Consider the following 23,511-nt stretch of genomic DNA (forward strand, 5'->3'; position numbering starts at 1 on the left):
GTCAGTCCGGTGCGGCCGACGGCTGTTCGCCCGGCCCCGCGCCGCCGTCGCGGACGGCCAGGAGCGCCGCGCCGATGTCGGCCACCGCACGCGGATCGGAGAGGGAACGGCCCGTCAACTCCTCGACACGGCGCAGCCGGTAACGGACCGTGTTCGGGTGGACGAAGAGGCCCCGGGCCGCGTCGGTGGCCGAGCCGGCGGCGGCGAACCAGTGTTCCAGGGTCTGCAACAGGCGCGCCCGTTCCGCGACCGGGAGGTCGACCAGGGGCTGGAGGACCACTCCCACCAGGTGCGCCGCCTCCGCGGGAGCGGCGGCCACCACCATGGCGAGCGGATTGTCGTCGAACCGCGCCACCCCGGGATCGGTGCCCCGCAGCCCGGCCAGGGCGAGGCGGGCGAAGCGCAGGGCCTGGGGAGTGTCCCGCAGGGATGGGAAGCACGGGCTGACGCCCACACGGGCCCGGGCGTGACGCAGGACGCGCAGACAGGCGCTCTCGGCCGCCGGCGTGGGCAGGGCGATCACACCGATCTGATGGTCGGGCAACAGCCGCCAGGCCGAGGGCAGTCGGGCCTGGCGCAACGCGGCTTCGATGCCCGCCAGCGGCTCCTGCCCGGGAGCGCCGGCCGCCGCCGCGGCCACCGCGTAGGGGCCGTGCTCGGGCAGGCCCAGCTCACGGGCGGCCTCCCACAGCGTGGTCCGGTCCGCGATGACCCCGGTGAACAGCGCCTCCACCAGCGCCGAGCGCCTGGCGTGGCCCCGCGAGGTCAACTCGGCGGAGGTCTCCCGGTAGGCCGCCGCGACCGCCTCCGCGTAGAGGCCGAACAACGCCCAGATCTCGGCGGACTGGGACACCAACTGGTCGTCGGAGACCTCGGGATGCGTCCGCGACTCCAGAAGGATCTCCGTCCACAGCAGTTCGAAGCCGACCCGGTACGCGTGCAGGGTGTCCGCCAGCGGCACGCCCTGCTCGGCGCGCACCCGGCCGGTCTCGCGCGCCGGGCGCGGGTCCGGGGCGTCCGCGTGACCGAGGTGGCTCAGGACCAGGTCCGCGTTGGCCGTGCACGAACGGCGCAGCGAGTCGAAGGGGATCAGCGACTCCTCGTCGTAGGCGTCGACGTCCGAGCGGATACGCTGCGCGATCCGCTCACCCAGTTCCGGAAGCCTGGCATGTAGCGCCGCCGCCACGCCCGAGATATCCATCTGCGCAGCTTAACGCCCTCGTTTTGTTCCCGGGGACAATCCACGAGGGGCTGTGCTGTCCTGCCGTCCATGGTCCGTCGCCGTGCGTGGCAGCACGATGTCGCGGAGATGAACAGCGGATTTCGACGGTGACGTTCGTGGAGGCGGCTCATGGCCAATTTGGCGCAGTTCCTGGTGGAGACGGCACAACGGCAGCCGGAGCGCCCCGCGCTGCGCCTGGGTGAGCAGGTCACCAGCTACGCGGAGCTGGACGAACGCAGTGCCCGCGCCGCCGCGCTGCTGCGCGCCGAGGGCGTACGGCCGGGGGACCGTGTCGCCCTGATGCTGCCGAACGTTCCCGAGTTCGTCGTCCTGTACTACGGCGTGCTCCGCGCCGGGGGCATCGTCGTACCGATGAACCCGCTGCTGAAGACGAGGGAGACCGCGTACCACCTCGACGACTCCGGGGCGGTGCTGCTGTTCGAATGGCACCTGGCGCCGGGAGAGGGCGCCCAGGGCGCGGCCGTCGCCGGAGTGCGGCACCTGGCCGTCGAACCCGCCGCCTTCGGCGCTCTGCTGGCCGGGCACGAGCCGCTGCCCGGCACGGCCGAGGCCGGCGTCGACGACCCGGCCGTGCTCCTGTACACCTCCGGCACCACGGGCCGCCCCAAGGGCGCCACGCTCACGCACGGCGGGCTGCGGCACAACACCGAGGTCAACACGGTCCATGTGCAGCGCATGACGCCGCAGGACGTGGTGGTGGGCTGTCTGCCGCTGTTCCACATCTTCGGCCAGATCTGCACGATGAGCGTGGCCGTCCGCGCCGGCGCCTCCCTGACCCTGATCCCCCGCTTCGAACCGCAGAGCGTGCTGGACGCCATCGCCCGCGACCGGGCCACGGTCTTCGAGGGCGTCCCCACGATGTACGCGGCACTGCTCCAGCACCCGTCGCAGGCGGACGTGTCGACGCTGCGGATGTGCATCTCCGGCGGGGCCTCGCTCCCGGTGGAGGTCCTGCACGGCTTCGAGCGGCGCTTCGGCTGCGCCGTGCTGGAGGGCTTCGGCATGTCCGAGACCAGCCCGGTGGTCACCTTCAACCACCCCGACCGGCCGCGCAAGGCCGGCTCCGTCGGCACCCCGATCCGCGACGTGCGGGTGCGGCTGCTCGACGACAAGGGCCAGGACGTCGCCCCGGGCGAGGTGGGCGAACTGGTCGTGCGCGGCCCGAACGTGATGAAGGGCTACTGGAACCGACCCGAGGAGACGGCGGCCGCCGTTCCGGACGGCTGGCTGCGCTCCGGCGACCTCGCTCGGCAGGACGAGGACGGCTACCTGTACATCGTGGACCGCAAGAAGGACATGATCATCCGCGGCGGCTACAACGTCTACCCGCGCGAGATGGAAGAGGTCCTGCACGAGCACCCGGCCGTCGCCCTGGCCGCCGTGGTGGGCGTGCCGGACGCCCACCTGGGCGAGGAGATCGCGGCCGCCGTCGTCCTGCGCCCGGGCGCCCATGCCACCCCCGACGAGCTGAGGGAGTTCGTCAAGAGCCGGGTGGCGGCGTACAAGTACCCGCGCGAGGTGTGGCTCGTGGACACCCTGCCGACCGGCCCCAGCGGGAAGATCCTCAAGCGGCAGATCACCGCTCCTGCCGGACCGGCGCGAGGCTGAGACCGGGACGGGGGCCGGGACCAGGACCGGGGCTGGGTGTGCCGGGAGACGGGGCGGGGCCGGGGAGCCGGCGGGAGGGTGTCTACCTGCGCTGCCCCCGGCCGATGCGGAAGTCGCCGCCAGGAACTGCGCGCGACTGGCCCGACTCGGTGGCGCCGACCGGTCCTGCGCTCCGCCCCGCACGACGAGCCCTCCCCGCCCCCGCGCGGGCGGTCGGCCACGTCGCCGGCTCGTGTCACCTGCCGGACGGCACTCGCGCGCGGGCTTCTCGCCGTCCCGCACATCGGCCGTCCCCGTCCGATGGTGATGAAGGGCGCGGAACGGGGTACCTGGGCCCGCATGGCACAGAAAACTGATCACGTCGAATCCGTGCGTGCCGTGCGGCAGCTGCGGCGTATCCGCCCTGTCTACGCGGGCGGCGCGGCCCTGTGGGCGGCATCGGCCGCCTGGACCGGATGGGACGACCCCGGGAGCCGGCAGATGTGGGTGTCGGTGCTCTTCCTGGTGGTCTTCGCCGGTCTGCTGTCCGTGACTTCGCTGTGGCTGTGGCGTCAGCAGACGGCCGGCGAGGGCAGGTCCGTGCACCATGCCGCTCCACGAAGGACGGCCGCGCGCCGCCACGCCAATGCCTGAGGGCCGACGTCCCGTTCGCCGGCGTCCGCTGGCCGTCCGCGGTGTCAGAGACCGGTAAATCCTTGGCCCGTCACGGCCCCGGCGTCCTACGGTGCAGACCGCCGGGTGGAGCACATAGGCAGCTCGCTGGGCTCATGACCCAGAGGTCGCGGGTTCACATCCCGCCTCGGCCACGAAGACCGGGCCCGCCGCACACGCGGCGGGCCCGCGTCATGCGCGGTGGCGACGGCGACGAGCCCCGGCGGCCAACCGTCCGGCTGCCGGCAGCCGGTACCTTCGGCGGTCGCTGGGGGAGGGCAGCGGCACGCCGGCATCCTCGCGGCGCACGCCCAGGAGCTGATGGGTCGACAGAACGTCGCCACACAGGTCGCGTTCACGCCGGACGGCCGGAACCCGCGGACGGCGAGCTGCTGAACAACGGCACGCTTCCCCGGGCGGCGATGCGATCGCTCAGAGGCCTCAGCCTCTCGGAGGTCATCCGGTCTCCCCGGACACGTCAGGCGCCGCCCGCGTCAGCACGTACGCCAGGTCGCCCGAGACCGCGACACCCGCGGGGAACCGACGTCGCGAGGTGCCGCGGCAGAACGCCCGCTCCGCTGACCGCGTGCCCATGGCGCCTCGTCGGTCGCATGCCCGGCGCGCCCGGGTGCTCCGCTCCGTATACGGCGCCCGCTTCGCGGGGAATGCCGATTGCCGCGCGGGGTGTTCGATGGTCCTATGGGGTCGCGGTGCCGCCGGGAAACGACGCGCGGTACGGCGAGGCCTTCGCGCGCGTGCGACTCGACCGATGGGGAGTGCTCATGGCAGGACAGTTCGAAGCGACGGTGGAGGTCGATCGGGCTGTCGATGAGGTGTTCGCCTACCTAGCCGACGGACGCAACGATCCGCAGTTCAGCCCCCGTGTCCTCAAGATCGAACGGGTTCCCGATGCCCCGACCTCGGTGGGCACCGTCTTCCGGAGCACGGTCAAGGACGCCGGGATGAAGTCCGCCAGGGAGTTCCGCATCACCGCTCTCGAAGCCCCGGCCACCATGCGCTGGGCCGAGGTCTCGAAGAACACCGTGACGGCACGTGAAGGCGGTTACGACCTGGAGCCGTTGCCCGGCGGCGGAACCCGGGTCCGTATCTTCAACGTCCTCGAAGGCCACGGGCTGGGCAAGCTCCTCGTCGGCCTGGCGCTCGCCGCCGCCCGAAAGGACGCCGCGGGCTTCGGCGCCCGCATCAAGGCGGCGGCCGAGGCGGCGATCCCGCCGCGTTGACGCCCCGAACGCGCCCAGGCGCCCAGGCCGAACGCGCCCGGGGCGCTTTGCCGCGCACCGAACGGGCTGACGGCGGGCCGCCCGCGTGGACGGCCAGGCGGTTCGAGGCTGGTCAGCGGACGATACGGTGCTTCCTTCCGCCACGGCGGAACCGGACCACGGCGTAGCAGAGATCGGCGAGAAGCACGACGGCGCCGATGATCAACAGGTAGAACAGCCCGTGGACCGCGAATCCGATGATGCCCAGGACGAGGGCCACGAGGATCAGGAACAGAAACAGGCTCATCGGCTCTCCCGGCGGCTCGACGTGCGTCAGCGACGGGCGAGGCGGCGCTCGCCCCCGATGCCCGGCACGTAGTCCAGTTCGTAGTGTGCGAAGACCTTCGGTTCCTCCGGGGCGTGCAGTTCACCGTCGGGGTCGATCGACGGGGCCTTCTTCACGGCGTTCTTGTCGTGGGCGACCTTCAGATAACCCGGACCGACCGTCGCCCCCAGGAGCGGCACGAACACCAGACGGCGGCGGGTGGGAAGACCGACGGTGACCGTGGCGAAGCACGGCATGTCGGTCCCGGTGTCCACGTAGACCGACTCCAGGACGCCGATCTTGTGCCCTTGCGGGTCCACCACGTCGTGTCCTCGCCACTCACGGATGTCGCTTGCCTCGAACATGAGCTACCTCCGCACGTGCGGGTACCCGCGTTCGTGTCTCCGATGTCACCTGCGGACACCACGGCCGCCCACGGGCCCGAGCCTGCCCCGGCGGCAAGGTGGTCGCCAAGACCGTCAACCGGCCCTGCCCCGCGGTCGGTGTACGGGCTGCACTTCCGCCTCATGAAGAGACCAGGGCAAGGTGGTGCGGCCTGCCCCGGCGCGCTGACCGTGCCCGGCCGACGTGCGGATGCGTGAACGAGCCGACGGCGCGAGTCTGGGAGTGATGACGGACCCACTCGTACGGGCCGCGGACGGGCGCGGCGGCATGCGGTTCGAGGTGAGAGCGCCATGGCGAAGCAGGACGACCCGGGCAAGGGCGACAAGGTCTCGTGGAAGAGCCACGGCAAGAACGTGACCGGGAAGGTGAAGAAGAAGATCACCGAGCGTACGGAGGCGGCAGGGCGCACGGTCGACGCCTCGAGTGAGGAACCGCAGTACGAGGTGGAGAGCGACAAGACCGGGCGCTCCGCGGTGCACAAGCCCGGCGCCCTGCGCAAGAAGGGCGGCCGCTCCTGATGGCGGGGAAGCCGGAGACCACCGGCCGTGACGAGACCGTCGACGCGTTCCACGAGGCGGTCAACATGACCGCCGGCCGGCTCGAGAAGTGGCTGGACACCGACGAGTCGAAGAGCGTCGGGCAGAGCGAGGGCGGCGAGAGCGTCGGCCACGCCTCCGGGCGGCGCATCATCAGGCTTCTGCACACGAAAAAGACGGATCTCACCGACGAGGACCTCGCCCACATGCGCAAGGTCACCGGCTACGTGCACCGCCACCTCGCCCAGCGCCCCGACGGCGACATCACCGACACCCCGTGGCGCTACTCCCTCATGAACTGGGGCCACGACCCCGAGTGATGACCGGCGACGGCGAGGCGGACGAGCCGAAGGACGTCCTCGCCCGTACCTGCCACCGAGGCCGTTCGCGTCGTCCCCACGCAACCCGCCCGGCTCACCGGCGCTTCGGTCCGTGCTGCCAGGTCCCGGGGCCGCCGCCTCGCCACTCGATCAGCGCGGAGGACTCGACGCAGGCCTCGTCGGCCTCGTCCCACCCGGCTTCCCGGAGGAACTCGGCGACATCCAGCAGGCCGTACGCCATCCCCAGGAAGTGGACGCCCGCGCGCACCCGCCGCCCACCGTCCGCGGCGGGCGGATAGATCACGACGGGGTGTGCAGGGCCCATGCCCACAGCGTGCGCCCTCCGTCCGGCGAGCGCATGCGGGCCTAGGGCGGAGGGGGCGCGCTTGTTGCGGGCGCCGTCCGGTCCGCGCCCCGCGCTCTACGCCGAACGAGTGAATCGCGGGTCCGCGAATTTCGGGCACCGCATGGCCGGGTCCGGGCGGGGGAGATATCCGGCATGTGACGCAGTACCCGGCGACAGAGGAGCCCGCGGGTGAGCGCAGTCGTCTTCACAGCTGATTTCGCCTCCGACCGTCAGTGGGTCGCGGGCCGTTCCTGGGCCTACCCCGACGGCGGTCCCACCAACCCGGGCGACAACAAACTGGACCACCTCACGGCCGACCCCTCGTACTCCCGCACCGGTACCTTCCGCGCGACGCGCAGAGCCGACGGACTGTGGGACACGGGCCTGTTGACCACCGAGGAGAGCGCCGAGGGCTTCATGGTCCGCACCGGAGACCGTCTCGACACCAGGGTGCGCCTGCCCACCGGGGCGGGTTCCTGGCCGGCGATCTGGACCTGGCGGGACGGGGGCAACGAGGTGGACGTGTTCGAGTACCACCCGGACAATCCCGATCTTCTGGAGTTGAGCAACCACGTGCGGGAGGGGCACAGTTACGTGCGCGACGAAGCCGTCCGTCCCGGTGGCGTCGTCGATCTGAGCGTGACCTTCGGCAGGCGCAGCGTGGTCTGGTCGCTGAACGGGGAGCGGGTCTTCGCCGACGGACGGGGTGTCGGGTCCTCATGGCACGCCTACCTCATCGTCAACCTCTCGGTATGCGCGGGCCGTTACCACCCGCCTCCCGACGAGACCAGCACCGAGTTGTCGTACGCGGTCGAGAGCCTGGTGGTGCACCGTGCCGTCGATCGCGGCTCCGGCCCATGACGGCGTGACGTCCCGGTCCGCGTCGCGAGGCCGATGGGCAGGGCGGGCTGCCCGTCCCACGTCCCGTCGACAGCGCAGGACCAGCACGCGCACCGACGCCGTGGAGAGCGCATGACGCGTTCGCTTCCGACGGTAATCCGGGTGCGGTGGGGTAGAGGGACGTCGATCGGCCCCCCCTCACGGTGGTGGCCGGATGTCCGCCGTCGACAAGGAGCCGAGCATGACCGACGAGGCCTACCTGTTTCTGCTGGACGACGCCGTGGCGCTCGGAGTCTCTCCGGCCGCCGTCGGCGACCTCGCCTGCATGGAGACCACGGCGGTACGCGCGTGGCTGGACGCTCAGGGGAGCACGGCCACCTCTCCCCGCCTGCGACTCGTGCCGCCGGAGGAGAGGACGGCCGTTCCCGAGGGAGCGGAACGGCTGCCGGTCCCGCTGAACCAGGAGGAACTGAACCGTGTGCGCCACCACATGGCGCCCGCGGTGCACGCCCGGGTAGAGGAGGAACTCCTCGCCTACCGCGACTGCGCCGACGGTCGCGACGATCTGATCGGGCGGGCCCTGGCCGTCGGCGTGCCGCCCCACCGCATCGTGGAGCTGACCGGCGTGGACCCCGCGACGGTGACCGCTGCGGCAGGCGGCCGGTGACGTGCAGGCCGCCTGCCGCGGTGATGGGGTGAGGGCGGGCGGGCGACCGGTGACGGACCCCGGCGAAGGGCGTGAGGCGGCGCGTCACGCACCCGGGCCGGGGTCCGGCCGCACGGGCGTTTCGATGCCGGCGCGGGCCGCCTCGAGCTGGGCGGCGAACGCGATGCCGAGGAACAGCGCGACGGCCGTGAGGTTGGCCCACAGCAGCAGGGCGATGAACGCGGTGAGCGGCCCGTACAGGGCGCCGAAGGCACCGCTCTTCTCGACGTAGAGGGCGAGCGTCCAGGTGGCCGCGATCCACAGCAGAAGGTGCACGCCGGATCCGAAGGCCAGCCAGGTGTAGCCCGGCTGCCTGCGGCGGGGCGACCACCGGAAGATCACGGCGGAGGCCACCCAGGCCAGCGCGAGTCCCACGGGGATGTCGAGCAGGCCCCACCAATGCGGCCCACCGCCCTGCCACCCCGCGGTCTCCGCGATCGCGTCGCCGACAGCCTCGCCTGCCACGAGCACGACGAAGCCCAGCCCCAGGGGCAGACCGGCCGACAGCGCCAGGATCAGCGCCCTGCCGTACTTGCGGGGGAAGGAGCGGTCGCGCTCGATGCCGTAGATGCGGTTGGCGCCCCGCTCGATCTGCGCCATGGCGGAGGCGAGGTTCAGCAGCGCGAAGGCCAGCCCCAGCCAGAGGGCGAGTGTGCTCCACACGTCGCCGTCGGCGGTGCGCCGCGTCCCGTCGAAGGCGTCCTCGACGATGCCGGCGCTGGCGCCCGGCACGATCCGCCCGAGAGTCAGCTCGATGATCCGGCCCACGCCCTCGGTGTGCACCGAGGTGGCCAGCCCGACCAGCGCCACGGTGCACGGCACCAGGCCCAGCACCACCTGGAAGGCGAGCGCGCGTGCGTTGGTGAAGCCGTCCGCGTAACGGAACCGGGTGAAGGCGTCGGTCAGCAGCCGCAGCCCTCCGTAGTGGCGCAGCGCGGTGAACGCCTCGTCTCCGGAGAGCTCTTCCCCGATCATGTCCCGGGTCTGCGGGACGTGGACGGTGGTTCCCATGACGATGACGCTCCCTTGTCGTGCGCTTGCCGGCGACGCTCACTGTCCCATTGCCCCCTGGACCGCGATCACGCACCGGCACCGGGATCGGTTCGGCTACGGATTCGGCGCGTCGAGTGGGCCGGTTTCTAGGTAGACTGACCTACCTAAAAACTGGGAGGGAACGGAATGAGTGACATCCCCGCCGCCGCGTCTGCGTCGCCACCGGGCGACGGATCCGCGAAACGGCCCGCGACAAGCCCCGGAAGGCCTCGCGGCCAGGCGCGCACGCGGCTGCTCGCCGCCGCCGCGCGACGCTTCTACGCGGACGGCGTGTCGGCGACGGGGATCGACACGATCACCGCCGAGGCGGGCGTGGCGAAGATGAGTCTGTACAACAACTTCGCCTCGAAGGCCGACCTGGTGATGGCCTACCTCGATGCGCGGCACGAGGAGTGGCTGGGCCTGTACCGGCGGCGGCTCGAGGACGTCCGGGACGGGCGCGGCGGGGTTCTGGCCGTCTTCGACGCGTACGCCGACCACGCAGCCTTCGCCTACCAGGACGGCTTCCGGGGGTGCGGGCTGCTGAACGCGGCTGCCGAACTGCCCGTGGGGCACGAGGGGCGGGACGTGGTGCGCCGGCACAAGGAAGAGGTCGAGGCCCTGCTCCACGGGCATCTCCGGGATTCCCTGCCCGACCGGCCCGAGGAGGCCGGCGCGATGGCGGAGCAACTGTCGTTCCTGCTGGAAGGTGCGATGGCACGGGCCGGCCTGGAGGGCGCGGGTACGCGGCTGGAACACGCGCGGACCATGGCGGCCGACCTCCTGGACCGGCTGTGACCCGGCCGGCCGGACCCGCGGTCGGCCCGGTGGGCGTGGGCTCGCTGTGCGTGCTGACGGCGTCGGTGCTGTGGGGCACCACGGGCACCGCGGCGACCTTCGCCCCCGCTGTGGGGCCCCTTGCGATCGGGGCCGCCGCCATGGGCCTGGGCGGGCTCCTCCAAGCCCTCGTGGCCGCCCCTCGTATCGCGCGGGAGACGTCCGCGCTGCGCGCGCAGCGCGGGGTGGTCCTGCTCGGCGCGCTGGCGGTGGGGGTCTACCCGCTGGCGTTCTACACCTCGATGCACCTGGCCGGAGTCGCCGCCGGCACCGTCGTGTCGATCGGCTCGGCCCCCCTCGCGTCGGCGGTGATCGAACGGGTGGTGGACAAACGCCGTCTCACCCGCCGCTGGACGACCGGCGCCGCTCTGGGCCTGTCCGGAACCGTGCTGCTGTGTTCGGCGGAGGCCGCCCGGTCGCATTCCGGTGCCGGAGCCCGGTCGGTGCGGGCGACCCTGCTCGGCGTAGGGCTGGGCCTGGTGGCAGGTCTCACCTACGCCCTGTACACCTGGGCGGCCCATCGCCTGATCAGCCGCGGGGTCACCTCCGGCGCGGCCATGGGTGCCGTCTTCGGGCTGGGCGGCCTGCTGCTTCTGCCCGTGCTGCTGGCCACCGGGGCCCCGCTGCTCGGCTCCTGGTCCAACGCGGCTGTCGGCACCTATATGGCCCTCGTCCCCATGTTCACCGGCTACGTCCTGTTCGGCTGGGGCCTCGCACACGTCCCGGCGAGCACCGCGACCACGCTGTCGCTGCTGGAACCCGCCGTCGCGGCCGTGCTCGCCGTACTGGTCGTCGGAGAACGCCTCCCTCCGCTCGGCTGGACCGGCATCGCCCTGGTCGGCGGCTGTCTCGCCGTTCTCACCACGCCGGCCCGTACCGCTCCGCCGGCCCCTGCCACCCCGCCGGCCCGTACCGCACCAGGAAGGCGGGCCCTTACCGGTGGTCCAGCCGGAGGTGGGAGCCGGGTCGCGGGAGAGGACGGCGCGCCGGCGCGTCAGCGGGCGGTGCGGTGAGGGGGTAGGGGCGTTCGGGGCCGGCAGCCCGCCGCGCGCCGTGCCGTTCGGCCGGTCTCGTCACCCGGCGGCCGGGCGGAGCCGGAGTCCCTGCATGCCGCCGTCGACGGCCAGTGCGGTGCCGGTCACGCTGGCGGCGGCGGGACTCGCGAGGTAGACGATCGCGGCGGCGACCTCGTCCGCGGTGACCAGACGGCCCATCGGCTGCCGGGCGTGGAGAGCCGCTCGTTCGGCCTCGGGATCGTCGGCGGCGTCCAGCAGGCGGGCCACCCAGGGGGTGTCGGCGGTGCCGGGGTTGACGCAGTTGAAGCGGATGCCCTCGCGGACGTGGTCGGCGGCCATCGCCAGGGTCAGCGACAGCACGGCGCCCTTGGCGGCGGAGTACAGGGCGCGCTGCGGCAGACCCGCCGTGGCGGCGATGGAGCAGGTGTTGACCACGGCGGCGTGGGACGAGCGCCGCAGATGGGGCAGGGCCGCACGGGTCGTCCGCACCATGCCGATCACATTGACGTCGAGGACGTGGTGCCACTGCTCGTCGGAATTGTCCTCGACGGTCCCCGCGGCGCCGATACCCGCGTTGTTGACGAGGATGTCGAGGCCGCCGAACCGCGCCGCGGCTTCCTCGACCGCGGCCCGTACCGAGGCGTCGTCCGTGACGTCGGCCTTCAGCGCGAGCAACGGCCGCTCCACCCCGGCCGGCTCCCGGTCCAGTACGGCGACCTCGGCGCCCTGCTCGGCCAGCAGCCCGGCGGTGGCCAGTCCGATGCCGGAGGCGCCGCCGGTGACGAGGGCCGTGAGGCCCGAGAGGGCGGTCATGAGGCCTTGTCCCCTTCGGCGAGGTCGGCGGCCCAGAAGGTGCCGTCGGGATAGCGGTATTCGGCGAGGGACCCGGGGTGCATGGCGGCGGAGAAGCCCGGAGAGAGCGGCGCGGTGTAGTGGCCTTCGTGGATGACCACCGGGGCGACGAAGTGTTCGTGCAGGTGGTCGACGTACTCGATGACCCGGTTCTCGGTGGTGCCGGACAGGGCGAGGTAGTCGAACATCGACAGGTGCTGCACCAGCTCGCACAGGCCCACCCCGCCCGCGTGCGGGCACACCGGCACCCCGAACTTCGCGGCCAGCAGCAGGATCGCGAGGTTCTCGTTGACGCCGCCGACGCGGGCGGCGTCGATCTGGACGACGTCGAGGGCGCCGGCCTGGAGCAGTTGCTTGAAGACGATGCGGTTCTGGACATGCTCGCCGGTGGCGACCTTCACGGGCGCGACCCCCGCGCGGACGGCCGCGTGGCCGAGGATGTCGTCCGGACTGGTGGGCTCCTCGATCCAGTACGGGTCGAACTCGCCGAGGGCCCGGACCCACTCGATGCCCTCGTCGACGTTCCAGCGCTGGTTGGCGTCGATGGCGATACGGATGCCGTCACCGACGGCGGCGCGGGCGGTGCGCAGCCGCCGGATGTCGTCCGCCAGGTCGGCGCCGACCTTCAGCTTGATCTGCGTGAAGCCGTCGGCGACCGCTTCCTTGGCGAGCCGGGTGAGCTTCTCGTCGGAGTAGCCGAGCCAGCCCGGTGAGGTGGTGTAGCCGGGATAGCCGCGATCCAGCAGCGCCGCCTCGCGTCCGTCGAGCCCTTCGCGCCCGTCCCGCAGCAGGGTCAGCGCGTCCTGCGGGGTGAGGGCGTCGGCGATGTAGCGGAAGTCGACCTGGGAGACCAGCCACTCGGGGTCGGCGTGGGCGAGCAGGCGCCACAAGGGCTGCCCGGCCCGCTTGGCGGTGAGGTCCCACACGGCGTTCACCACCGCCCCGATCGCCATATGCATGACGCCTTTCTCGGGGCCGAGCCAGCGCAGCTGGCTGTCGCCGATCAGGTCGCGGTTGAGCGAGCCCGGATCGGCGCACAAGTCCTCGACGGAGCGGCCCAGGAGGTGAGGGCGCAGGGCGCCGATCGCCGCGACCTGGACGTCGTTGCCGCGCCCGATCGTGAACGTGAAGCCGTGGCCCTCCCACCCGTCGGCGGCGTCGGTGCGCAGCACCACATAGGCGGCGGAGTAGTCGGGGTCCGGGTTCATCGCGTCGGAGCCGTCCAGTTCCCGGGAGGTCGGGAAGCGGATGTCGTAGGTGTCGACCGAGGTGATCCGGGCGGGGGTTGCAGACAAGGGGGTGCCTTTCACGCTTGGCCGAAGGTCTGCCGCCGGCCGCCGAGCCCGTCGATCTCGAGCTCGACGGTGTCGCCGGGACGGAGGTGGGGAGTGCCGGGCAGGCCGAGGGCGACACCCGCGGGCGTACCCGTGTCCGGGTGGGCGACCTCACCGGCCTCGACCGCCGCGCGCGCCCGGTCGACGCCACCCCAGGAGAGAAAGGCGCCGTCGATCTCGGGGGTCGCCGAGCTCGGGTCCAGTCGGTCGTCGGCGACGCGGACCGCGGGCCGCTCCTCTCCCGGGGGGCCGACGCGTAGCAGTTTCACTGGGCAACTCCCTTGCCATGGGTGCTTCATCCACGAGTGCGCTCCGCGTGCCGCGAAGAGCCGCCGGGCAAGCCCCGTCCGTCTCTTCGCACAGGTCACCGGCCGGATCACGCGCACGGTCCGGACTCGACCCGCATTCATCGGAGGAATGACGACTCCGTGACTGTAAAGGCTGACCGGCGTCCCGGCAATGCAGTCCTCGGATGAATCCACGGTGACTCGTTCGGACCCACCGAAGATCGCGGGGACATGTCGTGATTCGCCGGAGTGACGTCATGAGGCCGGCAGGTCTCGTCGGAGGCCCCATCGGACGAATGTGCGCCGAAAGTGCCTGGTTCCGGAGCGGTGGTCTCTTCGGCTCGGCCCTGCCAGGCCTCCTGCGACCCCGTGCCGTCAAGGTGCTTCCGCGCTGGTCGCTGCGGTGACCTGGCGTCTCCCGCGCCCGGGTCTCGTCGCCGGAACCGGGACTATGCCGAATCGTGAACTCCGGAGCCTGTCGCCCCCGGATCGGAGGGTGGAGGATAAGCCCAGCTCAGACCCGCTCGGTCGGATGCGGCCGACGTTGTCCCCCGGACGCGCGACCGTCTGCGGGGGTGTGCCCGGGAAAGAGTTGGGGACGGACTCTTGTCAACGTCGGCAACGCCGTCGTAACGTCCACGTCGTCCCGGATACATCGGAGGAATCGGCTTGGCCGTCTTCTCTCGGCTGTCAGTTCCGCTTTCTCGGCCCTCCGCTTCACCCTCGTCCCATCCCCGCCGGCACGGTCCGTGCACGCCCTCGGCAGCGGCCGCCCTCTCGCTTCGAGTTCCCGTCCCGCCCACCGGGCGCGGACGCCTCTGCCGCCGCCGCGCACCGCCCTGCCCTGGCTAAGGAGAAACACACGGCCATGAAGCTCGCTCGCACCCGCTCCGCCGCCGCAGCAGCCGGCACCGTCCTCGTGACGCTCGCCCTCGTCACCGCATGCAACCGCGAGAGCACCAGCTCGGGTGCGGCGGGCGGCGCGGACAAGCCGGCCATCGGCATCGACCTGCCGCGCTCCGACTCGGACTTCTGGAACTCCTACGCCGACTACGTGAAGAAGGACGTCAAGGCCGACGGCGTCAACGCCCTGCCGCTGAGCAACTCGCAGAACGACGTCACCAAACTGGTCGCCAACGTGCAGGTGTTCCAGAACACCGGCGCCAAGGCGGTCGTCATGGCGCCCCAGGACACCGGCGCCATCGCCTCCACCCTCGACACGCTCGCCTCGAAGAAGATCCCCGTGGTCAGTGTCGACACCCGCCCCGACAAGGGTGACGTCTACATGGTGGTACGCGCCGACAACAAGGCGTACGGCACCAAGGCCTGCGAGTTCCTCGGCAAGCAGCTCGGCGGTACGGGCAAGGTCGCCGAACTCCAGGGCGCCCTCGACTCCATCAACGGGCGCGACCGATCCGAGGCCTTCGCCGCCTGCATGAAGGAGAAGTTCCCGAAGATCAAGGTCTTCGAGCTGCCCACCGACTGGAAGGGCGACGTCGCCTCGGCCAAGCTGCAGAGCCTGCTCGCCCAGCACCCCGACCTGAACGGCGTCTACATGCAGGCGGGCGGCGTGTTCCTCCAGCCGACCCTGGCCCTGCTGGAGCAGAAGGGCCTGCTCAAGCCGGCCGGCCAGAAGGGGCACATCTCCATCATCTCCAACGACGGCATCCCGCAGGAGTTCGACGCGATCCGCAAGGGCCAGATCGACGCGACCGTCTCGCAGCCCGCCGACCTCTACGCCAAGTACGCGCTCTACTACGCCCAGGCGGCGGCCGACGGCAAGACCTTCAAGGCGGGGAAGACCGACCACGACTCGACGATCATCGAGATCCCCAACGGTCTCGAGGACCAGCTGCCCGCCCCGCTGGTGACCAAGGAGAACGTCGAGGACAAGACGCTGTGGGGCAACAACGTCGGCTAGCGACCGGTCGGCGACCGGCCTCCCGGCGGCCGACACGCGGAGGGGCCGGCGCACCCCGGCCCTTTGCCCCCGCCTCGCCCGTACCCCCGTATCCGGACCAGAAGGACGGTATTCACCATGGCGGACTCCGCGACCGCCCCGGCTCCCGGCGCCGTGAGCCGCGCCCCGGTGGCCGAGGCGACCGGAATCAGCAAACGGTACGGCGCCACCGTCGCCCTGCGCGACGCCCGCATCACCATCGCCGAGGGCGAGTCGCACGCCCTGGTCGGACGCAACGGCGCAGGCAAGTCGACGCTCGTGTCCGTCCTCACCGGGCTTCAGCAGCCCGACACCGGCACCCTGCGCTTCTCCGGCGAACCGGCGCCCGCCTTCGGCGACATCGACGCCTGGCGGTCCAGGGTGGCGTGCGTCTACCAGCGGTCCACGATCATCGGTGACCTGACCGTCGCCGAGAACCTCTTCCTCAACCGGCAGAGCGACTCCGCGCTGCGCCCCATCCGCTGGAAGGACCTGCGGCAGCGCGCCGAGCAGCTCCTCGGCGAGTACGGCGTGGACGTCGATCCCTCGGTCCGGGCCAGGCATCTCACCGTGGAGCAGCGGCAGTTCGTCGAGATCGCACGGGCCCTGTCCTTCGGCGCCCGGTTCATCGTCCTGGACGAACCGACCGCCAAGCTGGACGCCCGCGGAATCGACCGGCTCTTCGACAGGCTCCGGGACCTCCAGCGGCAGGGCGTCGCCTTCCTCTTCATCTCCCACCATCTGCAAGAGGTCTACGACCTGTGCACCACCGTCACCGTCTACCGCGACGCGGCCCACATCCGTACCGCGGCGGTGGCCGGACTCGGCAAGCACGAGCTGGTCGAGGCCATGACCGGCGAGTCCGCCACGACGACGGACGCCCACGACGCGAGGGCGGCCTCCCCGGCTTCTCCGGCCGGCTCCGAGGAGCTGCTGCGCGTCGAGGGGCTGACCCTGGCCGGCGCCTGCCGCGACCTGTCGCTCTCCGTCCGCACCGGTGAGGTGGTCGGCCTCGCGGGCGCGACGGCCAGCGGCAACGTCCAGGTGGGGGAGGCCGTCGCCGGACTGCACCGCGCCGAGGGAGGCAGGGTCTCGGTCGACGGCCGGACCGTCCGTACCGGCAGCGTCCCGGCGTCCCTGGCCGCCGGCATCGGTCTCGTGCCGGAGGACCGCCATGTCCAGGGCCTCGTCAACAACCGCAGCGTGGCCGAGAACGCGACCCTCACCGTCACCGACCAGCTCGGCCCCTTCGGTACCGTCCTGCCGGCCCGGACCAGGGCCTTCGCCCAGCGGATGATCCGTGATCTCGACATCAAGACGCCGGGCGCGGGCACCCCGGTCTCCGCGCTCTCCGGCGGCAACCAGCAGAAGGTCGTGGTGGCCCGGGCGTTGGCCACCGACCCCCATGTGCTGGTCGCCATCCGGCCCACCAACGGAGTGGACGTCAAGTCCAAGGAGTTCCTGCTCGCCAGGATCGGTGAGGTCGCCGGAGCCGGGAAGGCCGCGCTGATCGTCTCCGACGAACTCGACGACCTCAGGGTGTGCGACCGGGTCGTCGTGATGTTCCACGGACGCGCGGTCGCGGAGTTCGACCGCGGCTGGAAGGACGAACAGATGGTCGCCGCCATGGAAGGCGTCGCCGGTACCCCCGCAGCAGCCGACACCGAAGAGCACGGAAGGTAGCCATGTCCGCCACCACCGACGTCACCGACCCCGCAGCGAGCGTGGCGCGGACGACCGCCAAGAGCACCCGGCGCGGGCTCGATCTCGGCCGCTTCCGTGAGCTGTCCCTCGTTCCCGCCATTCTCGTCCTCGGGCTGATCGGGTTCATCGTCTCCCCGGCCTTCCTCACCTCCGACAACCTCATCGGCGTGGCCCAGCAGTCCACCGAGCTGAGCCTGCTCGTCCTCGCCACGGCGCTGATCCTGATCGTCGGCCGGATGGACCTGTCGCTGGAGTCCACGATCGGGGTGGCGCCCGTCATCGCCGTCTGGCTCGTCCTGCCCACCAGCGGCGGCCGGTTCAACGGTGTGGGGCTCTTCCCGCAGTGGACGGCGATCCCGCTCTGCCTTCTCGTCGGGGTGGCGATCGGGGCTCTCAACGGCTTCCTCATCCTGAAGCTGCGCCTCAACGGGTTCATCGTCACGCTCGGCGGGCTGACCATGCTACGCGGACTCCAAGTGGCCCTGTCCGAAGGGCAGTCCATCGTGGATCTGCCCCCCTCCTTCACCTACCTGGGCAAGGCCTCCTGGCTGGGCGTCCCGGCCGCCATCTGGATCTGCGCGGTGCTGTTCGCCGCCGGCGGCTGCGCGCTGGCCTGGCTGCGGCACGGGCGGGCGCTCTACGCCATCGGCGGCAACGCGGAGGCCGCCCGGACCGCCGGCATACGGGTCGACCGGATCGTGTGGGTCGTCCTGGTCATCGGCAGTCTGCTGGCCGCCTTCGCCGGCATTCTCTACAGCGGTCACTACGGCTCCATCTCCGCCACCCAGGGCAGCGGCTGGATCTTCCAGGTCTTCGCCGCGACGGTCATCGGCGGGGTCAGCCTCAACGGCGGCAAGGGCTCGGTGTTCGGCGCGCTCACCGGTGTGCTGACGCTCCAACTGGTGGTCAACGTGATGACGCTGGCGGGCGTACCGCCGCTGTGGAACCAGTTCCTCAACGGCGCGATCATCATCGTCGCGCTGATCATCTCCCGCTTCGCCTCCGGCGAGAAGCAGGAGTAGACGCGGTACCCGGGGCGTCGCGCGGGCCCGCCGCGGGTCCGCGTTCGGCCCCGCCGTGTTCCTTCGGGACAGGGAGGCACCCCTCGTGGCACTGACGGACGAGGCGATGGAGAAGATCAAGGCGATGATCGTCGCGGGCGAGCTCGCGCCGGGCTCCCGACTGCCCAAGGAGGACGCCCTCGCCGGTCAGCTCGGGCTGTCCCGCAGCTCGCTGCGCGAGGCGGTCCGCGCGCTGACCGCCATGCGCATCCTGGTCACCCGGCAGGGCGACGGCACCTATGTGTCCAGCCTGGAGCCGCACCTGCTGCTCGAGACGATGTCCTTCGCCGCAGATGTCTCCCACGGGCGGACCGCCCTGCAACTGCTGCAGGTGCGCAGGCTGATGGAGCCGCCGGCGACCGGGCTGGCAGCCACCCTGCTGACCTCGTCCGACCTCGAGGAACTCGGCGCCGTCCTGGAGCGCTCCCGGGCGGCCGCCACCGTCGAAGAGTTCGTCGCCCACGACATCGCCTTCCATCTGCGCATCGTCGAAGCCGTGGGCAACCCCGTGCTGTCCATGCTGTTGCGCGTCCTCTCCACCCGTACCCAGCGCGTCCGCATCGTGCGCGGGAGCAGCGCCCGGCGCGCCGTGGAGCGCGCCCACGCGGAGCACGAGGAGATCCTGCGCGCGCTTCAGACACGTGACGCACTGTTGGCCGTGTCCGCGGCCACGGTGCATGTCGCCGCCGTCGAGCAGTGGCTCGCCGCGAGCTGCGTCCAGGCGGACGCACCGTCAGCCGACGGCGGATCATACCTCTAGACATCCGATCTATCTTCCCGAGAAGATGGTCACGGACGACCAAGCCCTCGATGGACGTCGATGCGGCTGCTACTTCCTCCGCTAAAGAGCCGATGAATAGGCCGGGAGATCCTACTGTGATCAATGAACCCCCACCGCTGAGACGAAGCATCCTCAAGCTCGGCGGCGCTCTGGCCGTCGCACCTCTGGCCACTCAGCTGACGGGCACCACGCCTACCGGACAGGCCGTCGCCGCGGTGGCGCACGCGTCGGCGGGCATCCAGTGGCCGACCCTGTCGCGCAAGGCGCTGACGTACTCCGCCCCGCAGCGGACTGGCAGTCGCAGGCCCTGCCCATCGGCAACGGGCGGCTCGGCGCCATGCTCTTCGCCGATCCCTACGAGGAGCGCGTCCAGTTCAACGAGCAGAGTCTGTGGGGCGGGGTCAACAACTACGACAACGCGCTGGCCGGCAAGCCGGACAGCGATTTCGACACCGGCATGACCGGCTTCGGCTCGTACCGCGACTTCGGCGACCTCGTCGTCACCTTCGCCTCCCGTCCCGAGGCCACGGTCACGGCGCCGGACGGACCGTACAGCTCCTCCCCGTCGGAGGGCGTCGACAAGACGTACGACGGGGAGCCGAGCACCAAGTGGTGCATCGAGGGCCCCGGTCCGAAGGTGCGGTGGCAGGTCGAACTCCCCGACCCCGTCGCGGTCGGGAGCTACCGTCTGACGAGCGCCAACGACGTGCCGCAGCGCGACCCGCAGGAGTGGACCTTCTCCGGTTCCGCCGACGGCGCCGGCTGGACCACGCTGGACAGCCGCACCCTCGAGGCTCCCTTCGAGAGCCGCTTCCAGACCAGGGAGTTCACCTGTGCCGACAGCGCGGCCTACCGCTTCTACCGGTTCGACTTCGTCCCCAAGGCGGGCGTGAGCCACTTCCAGGTGAGCGAGATCGGCCTGGCCGGCGTCGACCTCGGCGGGGACGCGGCGGTGTACCTGTCGTCGCCGAGCGGGCACTCCCAGGGATCCGGGGCCCGGCCCGGGTCCCGGGCCGGGGACATCTCGCGTGCCGGGGACGGCGATCCGGCCACCGTCTGGCGGGTCGACGGTTCCGCACCCGCCGTCGTCTGGCAGGCCGACCTGCCCCGCGCGGTCGCCGTCACCTCGTACGCGCTGACGGCGGCCCCCGACCGCCCGCGGGACGACCCCCGGCAGTGGACACTGGAGGCCTCGCAGGACGGGAGCGCCTGGACGACCCTCGACACACAGCACCCGGGGGCGCCCTTCGCCGGGCGCGGCGAGAGCCGGACCTTCCCCCTCACCAACAGCACGGCCTACCGCGTCTACCGGCTCACCCTGGTCCCCGGCGCGTCCTCCGCCGGTTTCCAGATCGCGGAGATCGCGCTGACGGGCAAGGGCTTCGACACCCGCACCCGGCGCGCGGTCGTCGACTACCGGCGCACCCTCGACTTCGTCGAGGGCCTCCACGTCACCCGCTTCGGCGCGCCGGGACAGCGGGTCCTGCGGGAGGCCTTCGCCGACCGGTCCGCGGACGTCATGGTCTTCCGGTACACCTCGGACAGCCCCGAGGGACTCTCCGGATCGATCTCGCTGACGTCCGCGCAGGACCAGGCCCCGACGACCGTCGACGCGGACGCCGGGCGGATCGCCTTCGGCGGCGTCATGGGCAACGGACTCCGGCACGCGTGCACCGTCCAGGCGGTACCCACCGACGGCGAACTCGGCGCCGACGGGTCGGTGCTCCGGTTCAGCGGCTGCGCGACCCTCACCCTGTTCCTCGACGCCCGCACCGACTACAGGCTCGACGCCGCCGCCGGATGGCGCGGACCCGCTCCGGAACCGATCGTCGAGAAGGCGCTCGCCCGGGCGGCCGCGCGGCCCTACGACCGGCTGCGCGCCCAGCACATCGCCCGGACGCGCGCCCTCATGAACCGCGTCTCGGTCGCCTGGGGCAGCTCCGCCGCCGCCGTCGTCGCTCTGCCCACCGACGCGCGACTGGCGCGTTACGCGGCGGGCGGCGAGGACCCCACGCTCGAGCAGACGATGTTCGACTACGGCCGGTACCTGCTGATCAGTTCCTCCCGCCCGAACGGCCTGCCCGCCAACCTCCAGGGCCTGTGGAACGACAGCAACCAGCCGGCCTGGGCCTCCGACTATCACACCAACATCAACATCCAGATGAACTACTGGGGAGCCGAGACGACCAACCTGTCGGAGTGCCACGAGGCGCTCGTCGGGTTCATCGAGCAGGTGGCGGTGCCCAGCCGCGTGGCGACCCGCAACGCCTTCGGCCGGGACACCCGCGGCTGGACCGCCCGCACCAGCCAGAGCATCTTCGGCGGGAACGCGTGGGAGTGGAACACCGTCGCGAGCGCCTGGTACGCCCAGCATCTGTACGAACACTGGGCGTTCACCCAGGACCTGACCTACCTCCGCACCGTCGCCCACCCCATGATCAAGGAGATCTGCGAGTTCTGGGAGGACCATCTCGAGGAGCGCGAGGACGGGCTGCTCGTCGCACCGAACGGCTGGTCCCCGGAGCACGGGCCGCGCGAGGACGGCGTCATGTACGACCAGCAGATCATCTGGGACCTGTTCCAGAACTACCTCGACTGCGAGGCGGTGCTCACGGCGGATCCCGCCTACCGGGCCAAGGTCGCGGACCTGCAGGCGCGCCTCGCGCCGAACAGGATCGGCCGGTGGGGCCAGCTCCAGGAGTGGCAGGAGGACATCGACAGCCCCACCGACATCCACCGCCACACCTCGCACCTCTTCGCGGTCTATCCGGGCCGCCAGATCACCCCCAGGACGCCCGGCCTCGCCGCCGCGGCCCTCGTCTCCCTCAAGGCCCGGTGCGGCGAGGAGGAAGGCGTCCCGTTCACGGCCGCGACGGTGTCGGGCGACAGCCGCCGCTCATGGACCTGGCCCTGGCGGGCGGCCCTCTTCGCCCGCCTCCGGGACGGCCGCCGCGCCCAGATCATGCTGCGCGGACTGCTGACCTACAACACGCTGCCCAACCTGTTCTGCAACCACCCGCCGTTCCAGATGGACGGCAACTTCGGCATCTCGGGCGCCGTGGCGGAGATGCTCCTGCAGAGCCATGACGGAGTCATCGACCTGCTGCCCGCGCTCCCGGACGGCTGGAAGGCCGAGGGATCCTTCACCGGGCTGCGTGCCCGGGGCGGCTATGAGGTCAGCTGTGCGTGGCGGAACGGGAAGGTGACGTCCTACGAGATCGTGGCCGACCGGGCGCGCCACCGGAAGGACGTCACCGTGCGGGTGAACGGCGTCGACAGGCGGGTGAAGCCGGCCAGGCCCTGACGGCGGCGCCGGATCGCAGCGCGAGCACCGTGCCGACGGCCCGTGCCGCCGCCCGCAGCGCGGCGGCACGGGCCGTCGGCAGGGCCGGTCGTCGCCCTCCGGCCGCCGACGGCTCCTGCCGATCCGGGGCCACCCGCGCGGCCGCCGGGCCGGGTGACGGATCCCTCACCGATTCCCCGCGCGAAGGAGTGGACCCGCCGCCTCGCCCGGCCGATCGTGGGCGCCATGGACGATCAGCGCATGGAACCCGTCGACCCCCGTGGTACCGCCGCACCCACCCCCGTGGGAGAAGAGGCCGGGGAGGTGCGCCGCTTCTGGAACCGGCTCGGTCTTCCCGGGCTGGTCGACGTGCACACGCACTTCATGCCCGAGCGGGTCCTGCGCAAGGTCTGGGCCTACTTCGACGCGCTCGGACCGCTGACCGGCGGCCTCGAATGGCCGATCACCTACCGGAACGAGGAGGCCGAACGGACGGCCCTGCTGAGGGAGTTCGGCGTACGGGCCTTCACCGCGATGCTCTACCCGCACAAGCCGGGCATGGCCCGTTGGCTGAACGACTGGGCGACCGACTTCGCCCGCCGCACCCCCGGCTGTCTGCACACCGCCACCCTCCATCCCGAGCCGGGCGTCGAGACGTACGTCCGGGAGGCCGTCGAGGCGGGCGCGCGGGTCTTCAAGGCACATGTACAGGTGGGGGCGTACGATCCGGCCGACGAACTCCTCGACGACGCCTGGGGGTTGCTGGCCGAGGCAGGGATCCCCGTCGTGATCCACTGCGGCTCCGGGCCCGCCCCCGGCAAGCACACCGGACCCGAACCGATCGCGCGGGTGCTGGCGAGGCACCCCCGGCTGCGTCTGGTCGTCGCGCATCTGGGGATGCCCGAGTACGAGGAGTTCCTCACCCTCGCCGAACGGTACGGGGAGGTACGGCTGGACACGACGATGGCGTTCACCGACTTCGCCGAGGAGCTGATGCCGTTCCCCCGCCGGGCTCTGCCCCGGCTGGCCGGTCTCGGCGACCGCGTCCTGCTCGGCTCCGACTTCCCCAACATCCCCTATCCGTACGTGCACCAGTTGCAGGCCCTGGAGCGGCTGGATCTGGGGGACGAGTGGCTGCGGGCGGTGTGCCACGACAACGCGGCGGAGCTGTTCGCCCTGTGAGAG

Annotated in this window: 22 protein-coding genes, 1 tRNA gene and 1 pseudogene; 16 read left to right on the top strand and 8 right to left on the bottom strand. The window is 71.7% G+C overall.

What is annotated here, in order from left to right:
- Position 1 precedes the first annotated feature (1 nt).
- Entirely contained in the window at positions 2 to 1,186 is a 1,185-nt protein-coding gene (locus tag QF030_RS37015) for a PucR family transcriptional regulator (RefSeq protein ID WP_307167826.1), read from the bottom strand.
- Between the two features lie 165 nt (positions 1,187 to 1,351).
- Here QF030_RS37015 and QF030_RS37020 point away from each other — a divergent pair, with 165 nt between their 5' ends.
- From QF030_RS37020 to QF030_RS37035, 4 genes are all read left to right on the top strand, one after another.
- Positions 1,352 to 2,851: a long-chain-fatty-acid--CoA ligase gene (locus QF030_RS37020; protein ID WP_307166927.1), complete on the top strand. Its 1,500-nt coding sequence runs from the start codon at positions 1,352 to 1,354 to the stop codon at positions 2,849 to 2,851.
- Between the two features lie 339 nt (positions 2,852 to 3,190).
- Complete coding sequence (locus QF030_RS37025; RefSeq protein WP_307166928.1) at positions 3,191 to 3,484, top strand: hypothetical protein; 294 nt, start codon at positions 3,191 to 3,193, stop codon at positions 3,482 to 3,484.
- A gap of 99 nt (positions 3,485 to 3,583) precedes the next feature.
- Positions 3,584 to 3,657, top strand: a tRNA-Met gene (locus QF030_RS37030).
- A gap of 627 nt (positions 3,658 to 4,284) precedes the next feature.
- Positions 4,285 to 4,743, top strand: a complete 459-nt coding sequence (locus tag QF030_RS37035) for an SRPBCC family protein (protein ID WP_307166929.1) — start codon at positions 4,285 to 4,287, stop codon at positions 4,741 to 4,743.
- Between the two features lie 112 nt (positions 4,744 to 4,855).
- On the opposite strand, the gene QF030_RS37040 is transcribed toward QF030_RS37035, so the two are convergent.
- Both QF030_RS37040 and QF030_RS37045 read right to left on the bottom strand, forming a co-directional pair.
- On the bottom strand, positions 4,856 to 5,029 hold the full coding sequence (locus tag QF030_RS37040; protein ID WP_307166930.1) for a hypothetical protein: 174 nt from the start codon (positions 5,027 to 5,029) through the stop codon (positions 4,856 to 4,858).
- A 26-nt stretch (positions 5,030 to 5,055) separates the two neighbouring features.
- Entirely contained in the window at positions 5,056 to 5,412 is a 357-nt protein-coding gene (locus QF030_RS37045; RefSeq protein ID WP_307166931.1) for a PRC-barrel domain-containing protein, read from the bottom strand.
- A gap of 330 nt (positions 5,413 to 5,742) precedes the next feature.
- Between QF030_RS37045 and QF030_RS37050 the strand changes: the two genes are divergently transcribed.
- Both QF030_RS37050 and QF030_RS37055 read left to right on the top strand, forming a co-directional pair.
- Positions 5,743 to 5,970 (top strand): hypervirulence associated TUDOR domain-containing protein, encoded by a 228-nt coding sequence (locus QF030_RS37050; RefSeq protein ID WP_307166933.1) that lies wholly within the window; start codon positions 5,743 to 5,745, stop codon positions 5,968 to 5,970.
- Positions 5,970 to 6,308 carry a DUF3140 domain-containing protein gene (locus QF030_RS37055; RefSeq protein WP_307166934.1) on the top strand — a complete coding sequence of 113 codons (339 nt, stop codon included), beginning with the start codon at positions 5,970 to 5,972 and terminating at the stop codon, positions 6,306 to 6,308. The genes QF030_RS37050 and QF030_RS37055 overlap by 1 nt, the downstream gene beginning before the upstream one ends.
- Positions 6,309 to 6,402: 94 nt before the next feature.
- Here the strand turns inward: QF030_RS37055 and QF030_RS37060 are convergent, their stop codons facing one another.
- On the bottom strand, positions 6,403 to 6,633 hold the full coding sequence (locus QF030_RS37060; protein ID WP_307166935.1) for a hypothetical protein: 231 nt from the start codon (positions 6,631 to 6,633) through the stop codon (positions 6,403 to 6,405).
- A gap of 210 nt (positions 6,634 to 6,843) precedes the next feature.
- Between QF030_RS37060 and QF030_RS37065 the strand changes: the two genes are divergently transcribed.
- Both QF030_RS37065 and QF030_RS37070 read left to right on the top strand, forming a co-directional pair.
- Complete coding sequence (locus QF030_RS37065) at positions 6,844 to 7,515, top strand: beta-glucanase (protein WP_307166936.1); 672 nt, start codon at positions 6,844 to 6,846, stop codon at positions 7,513 to 7,515.
- 220 nt (positions 7,516 to 7,735) lie between these two features.
- Entirely contained in the window at positions 7,736 to 8,161 is a 426-nt protein-coding gene (locus tag QF030_RS37070; RefSeq protein ID WP_307166937.1) for a DUF6003 family protein, read from the top strand.
- Positions 8,162 to 8,245: 84 nt separating this feature from the next.
- On the opposite strand, the gene QF030_RS37075 is transcribed toward QF030_RS37070, so the two are convergent.
- Positions 8,246 to 9,211, bottom strand: coding sequence for a YihY/virulence factor BrkB family protein (locus tag QF030_RS37075; RefSeq protein WP_307166938.1), 966 nt, complete (start codon positions 9,209 to 9,211; stop codon positions 8,246 to 8,248).
- Between the two features lie 168 nt (positions 9,212 to 9,379).
- Between QF030_RS37075 and QF030_RS37080 the strand changes: the two genes are divergently transcribed.
- Entirely contained in the window at positions 9,380 to 10,030 is a 651-nt protein-coding gene (locus tag QF030_RS37080; RefSeq protein ID WP_307166939.1) for a TetR/AcrR family transcriptional regulator, read from the top strand.
- Positions 10,027 to 11,082, top strand: coding sequence for a DMT family transporter (locus QF030_RS37085; protein WP_307166940.1), 1,056 nt, complete (start codon positions 10,027 to 10,029; stop codon positions 11,080 to 11,082). Before QF030_RS37080 ends, QF030_RS37085 begins: the two co-directional genes overlap by 4 nt.
- Positions 11,083 to 11,142: 60 nt before the next feature.
- Here QF030_RS37085 and QF030_RS37090 read toward each other — a convergent pair whose 3' ends face one another.
- The 3 genes and pseudogenes from QF030_RS37090 to QF030_RS40700 all read right to left on the bottom strand — a co-directional run.
- Positions 11,143 to 11,898, bottom strand: coding sequence for an SDR family NAD(P)-dependent oxidoreductase (locus tag QF030_RS37090; RefSeq protein WP_307166941.1), 756 nt, complete (start codon positions 11,896 to 11,898; stop codon positions 11,143 to 11,145).
- On the bottom strand, positions 11,895 to 13,232 hold the full coding sequence (locus QF030_RS37095; RefSeq protein ID WP_307166942.1) for an L-fuconate dehydratase: 1,338 nt from the start codon (positions 13,230 to 13,232) through the stop codon (positions 11,895 to 11,897). The genes QF030_RS37090 and QF030_RS37095 overlap by 4 nt, the downstream gene beginning before the upstream one ends.
- Positions 13,233 to 13,243: 11 nt before the next feature.
- Positions 13,244 to 13,369: pseudogene (locus tag QF030_RS40700) on the bottom strand (fumarylacetoacetate hydrolase family protein); the annotation flags it as partial.
- Between the two features lie 1,057 nt (positions 13,370 to 14,426).
- Here QF030_RS40700 and QF030_RS37105 point away from each other — a divergent pair.
- The 6 genes from QF030_RS37105 to QF030_RS37130 all read left to right on the top strand — a co-directional run bounded on the left by QF030_RS37105 (position 14,427) and on the right by QF030_RS37130 (position 23,508).
- A complete protein-coding gene (locus QF030_RS37105; protein ID WP_307166944.1) occupies positions 14,427 to 15,479 on the top strand; it encodes a sugar ABC transporter substrate-binding protein in 1,053 nt (350 codons plus the stop codon).
- Positions 15,480 to 15,596: 117 nt separating this feature from the next.
- Positions 15,597 to 17,180, top strand: a complete 1,584-nt coding sequence (locus QF030_RS37110) for a sugar ABC transporter ATP-binding protein (RefSeq protein ID WP_307166945.1) — start codon at positions 15,597 to 15,599, stop codon at positions 17,178 to 17,180.
- Positions 17,181 to 17,182: 2 nt separating this feature from the next.
- Positions 17,183 to 18,223, top strand: coding sequence for an ABC transporter permease (locus QF030_RS37115; RefSeq protein ID WP_307166946.1), 1,041 nt, complete (start codon positions 17,183 to 17,185; stop codon positions 18,221 to 18,223).
- A gap of 85 nt (positions 18,224 to 18,308) precedes the next feature.
- Complete coding sequence (locus QF030_RS37120; RefSeq protein ID WP_307166947.1) at positions 18,309 to 19,022, top strand: FadR/GntR family transcriptional regulator; 714 nt, start codon at positions 18,309 to 18,311, stop codon at positions 19,020 to 19,022.
- A gap of 262 nt (positions 19,023 to 19,284) precedes the next feature.
- The gene (locus tag QF030_RS37125; RefSeq protein ID WP_307166948.1) at positions 19,285 to 22,347 is read left to right on the top strand and encodes a glycosyl hydrolase family 95 catalytic domain-containing protein; all 3,063 of its coding nucleotides are present in this window, start codon (positions 19,285 to 19,287) and stop codon (positions 22,345 to 22,347) included.
- A 240-nt stretch (positions 22,348 to 22,587) separates the two neighbouring features.
- Positions 22,588 to 23,508: an amidohydrolase family protein gene (locus QF030_RS37130; RefSeq protein WP_307167827.1), complete on the top strand. Its 921-nt coding sequence runs from the start codon at positions 22,588 to 22,590 to the stop codon at positions 23,506 to 23,508.
- Positions 23,509 to 23,511: the final 3 nt, after the last annotated feature.

Origin of the sequence: Streptomyces rishiriensis, assembly GCF_030815485.1 — a bacterium.
Classification (GTDB): domain Bacteria; phylum Actinomycetota; class Actinomycetes; order Streptomycetales; family Streptomycetaceae; genus Streptomyces; species Streptomyces rishiriensis_A.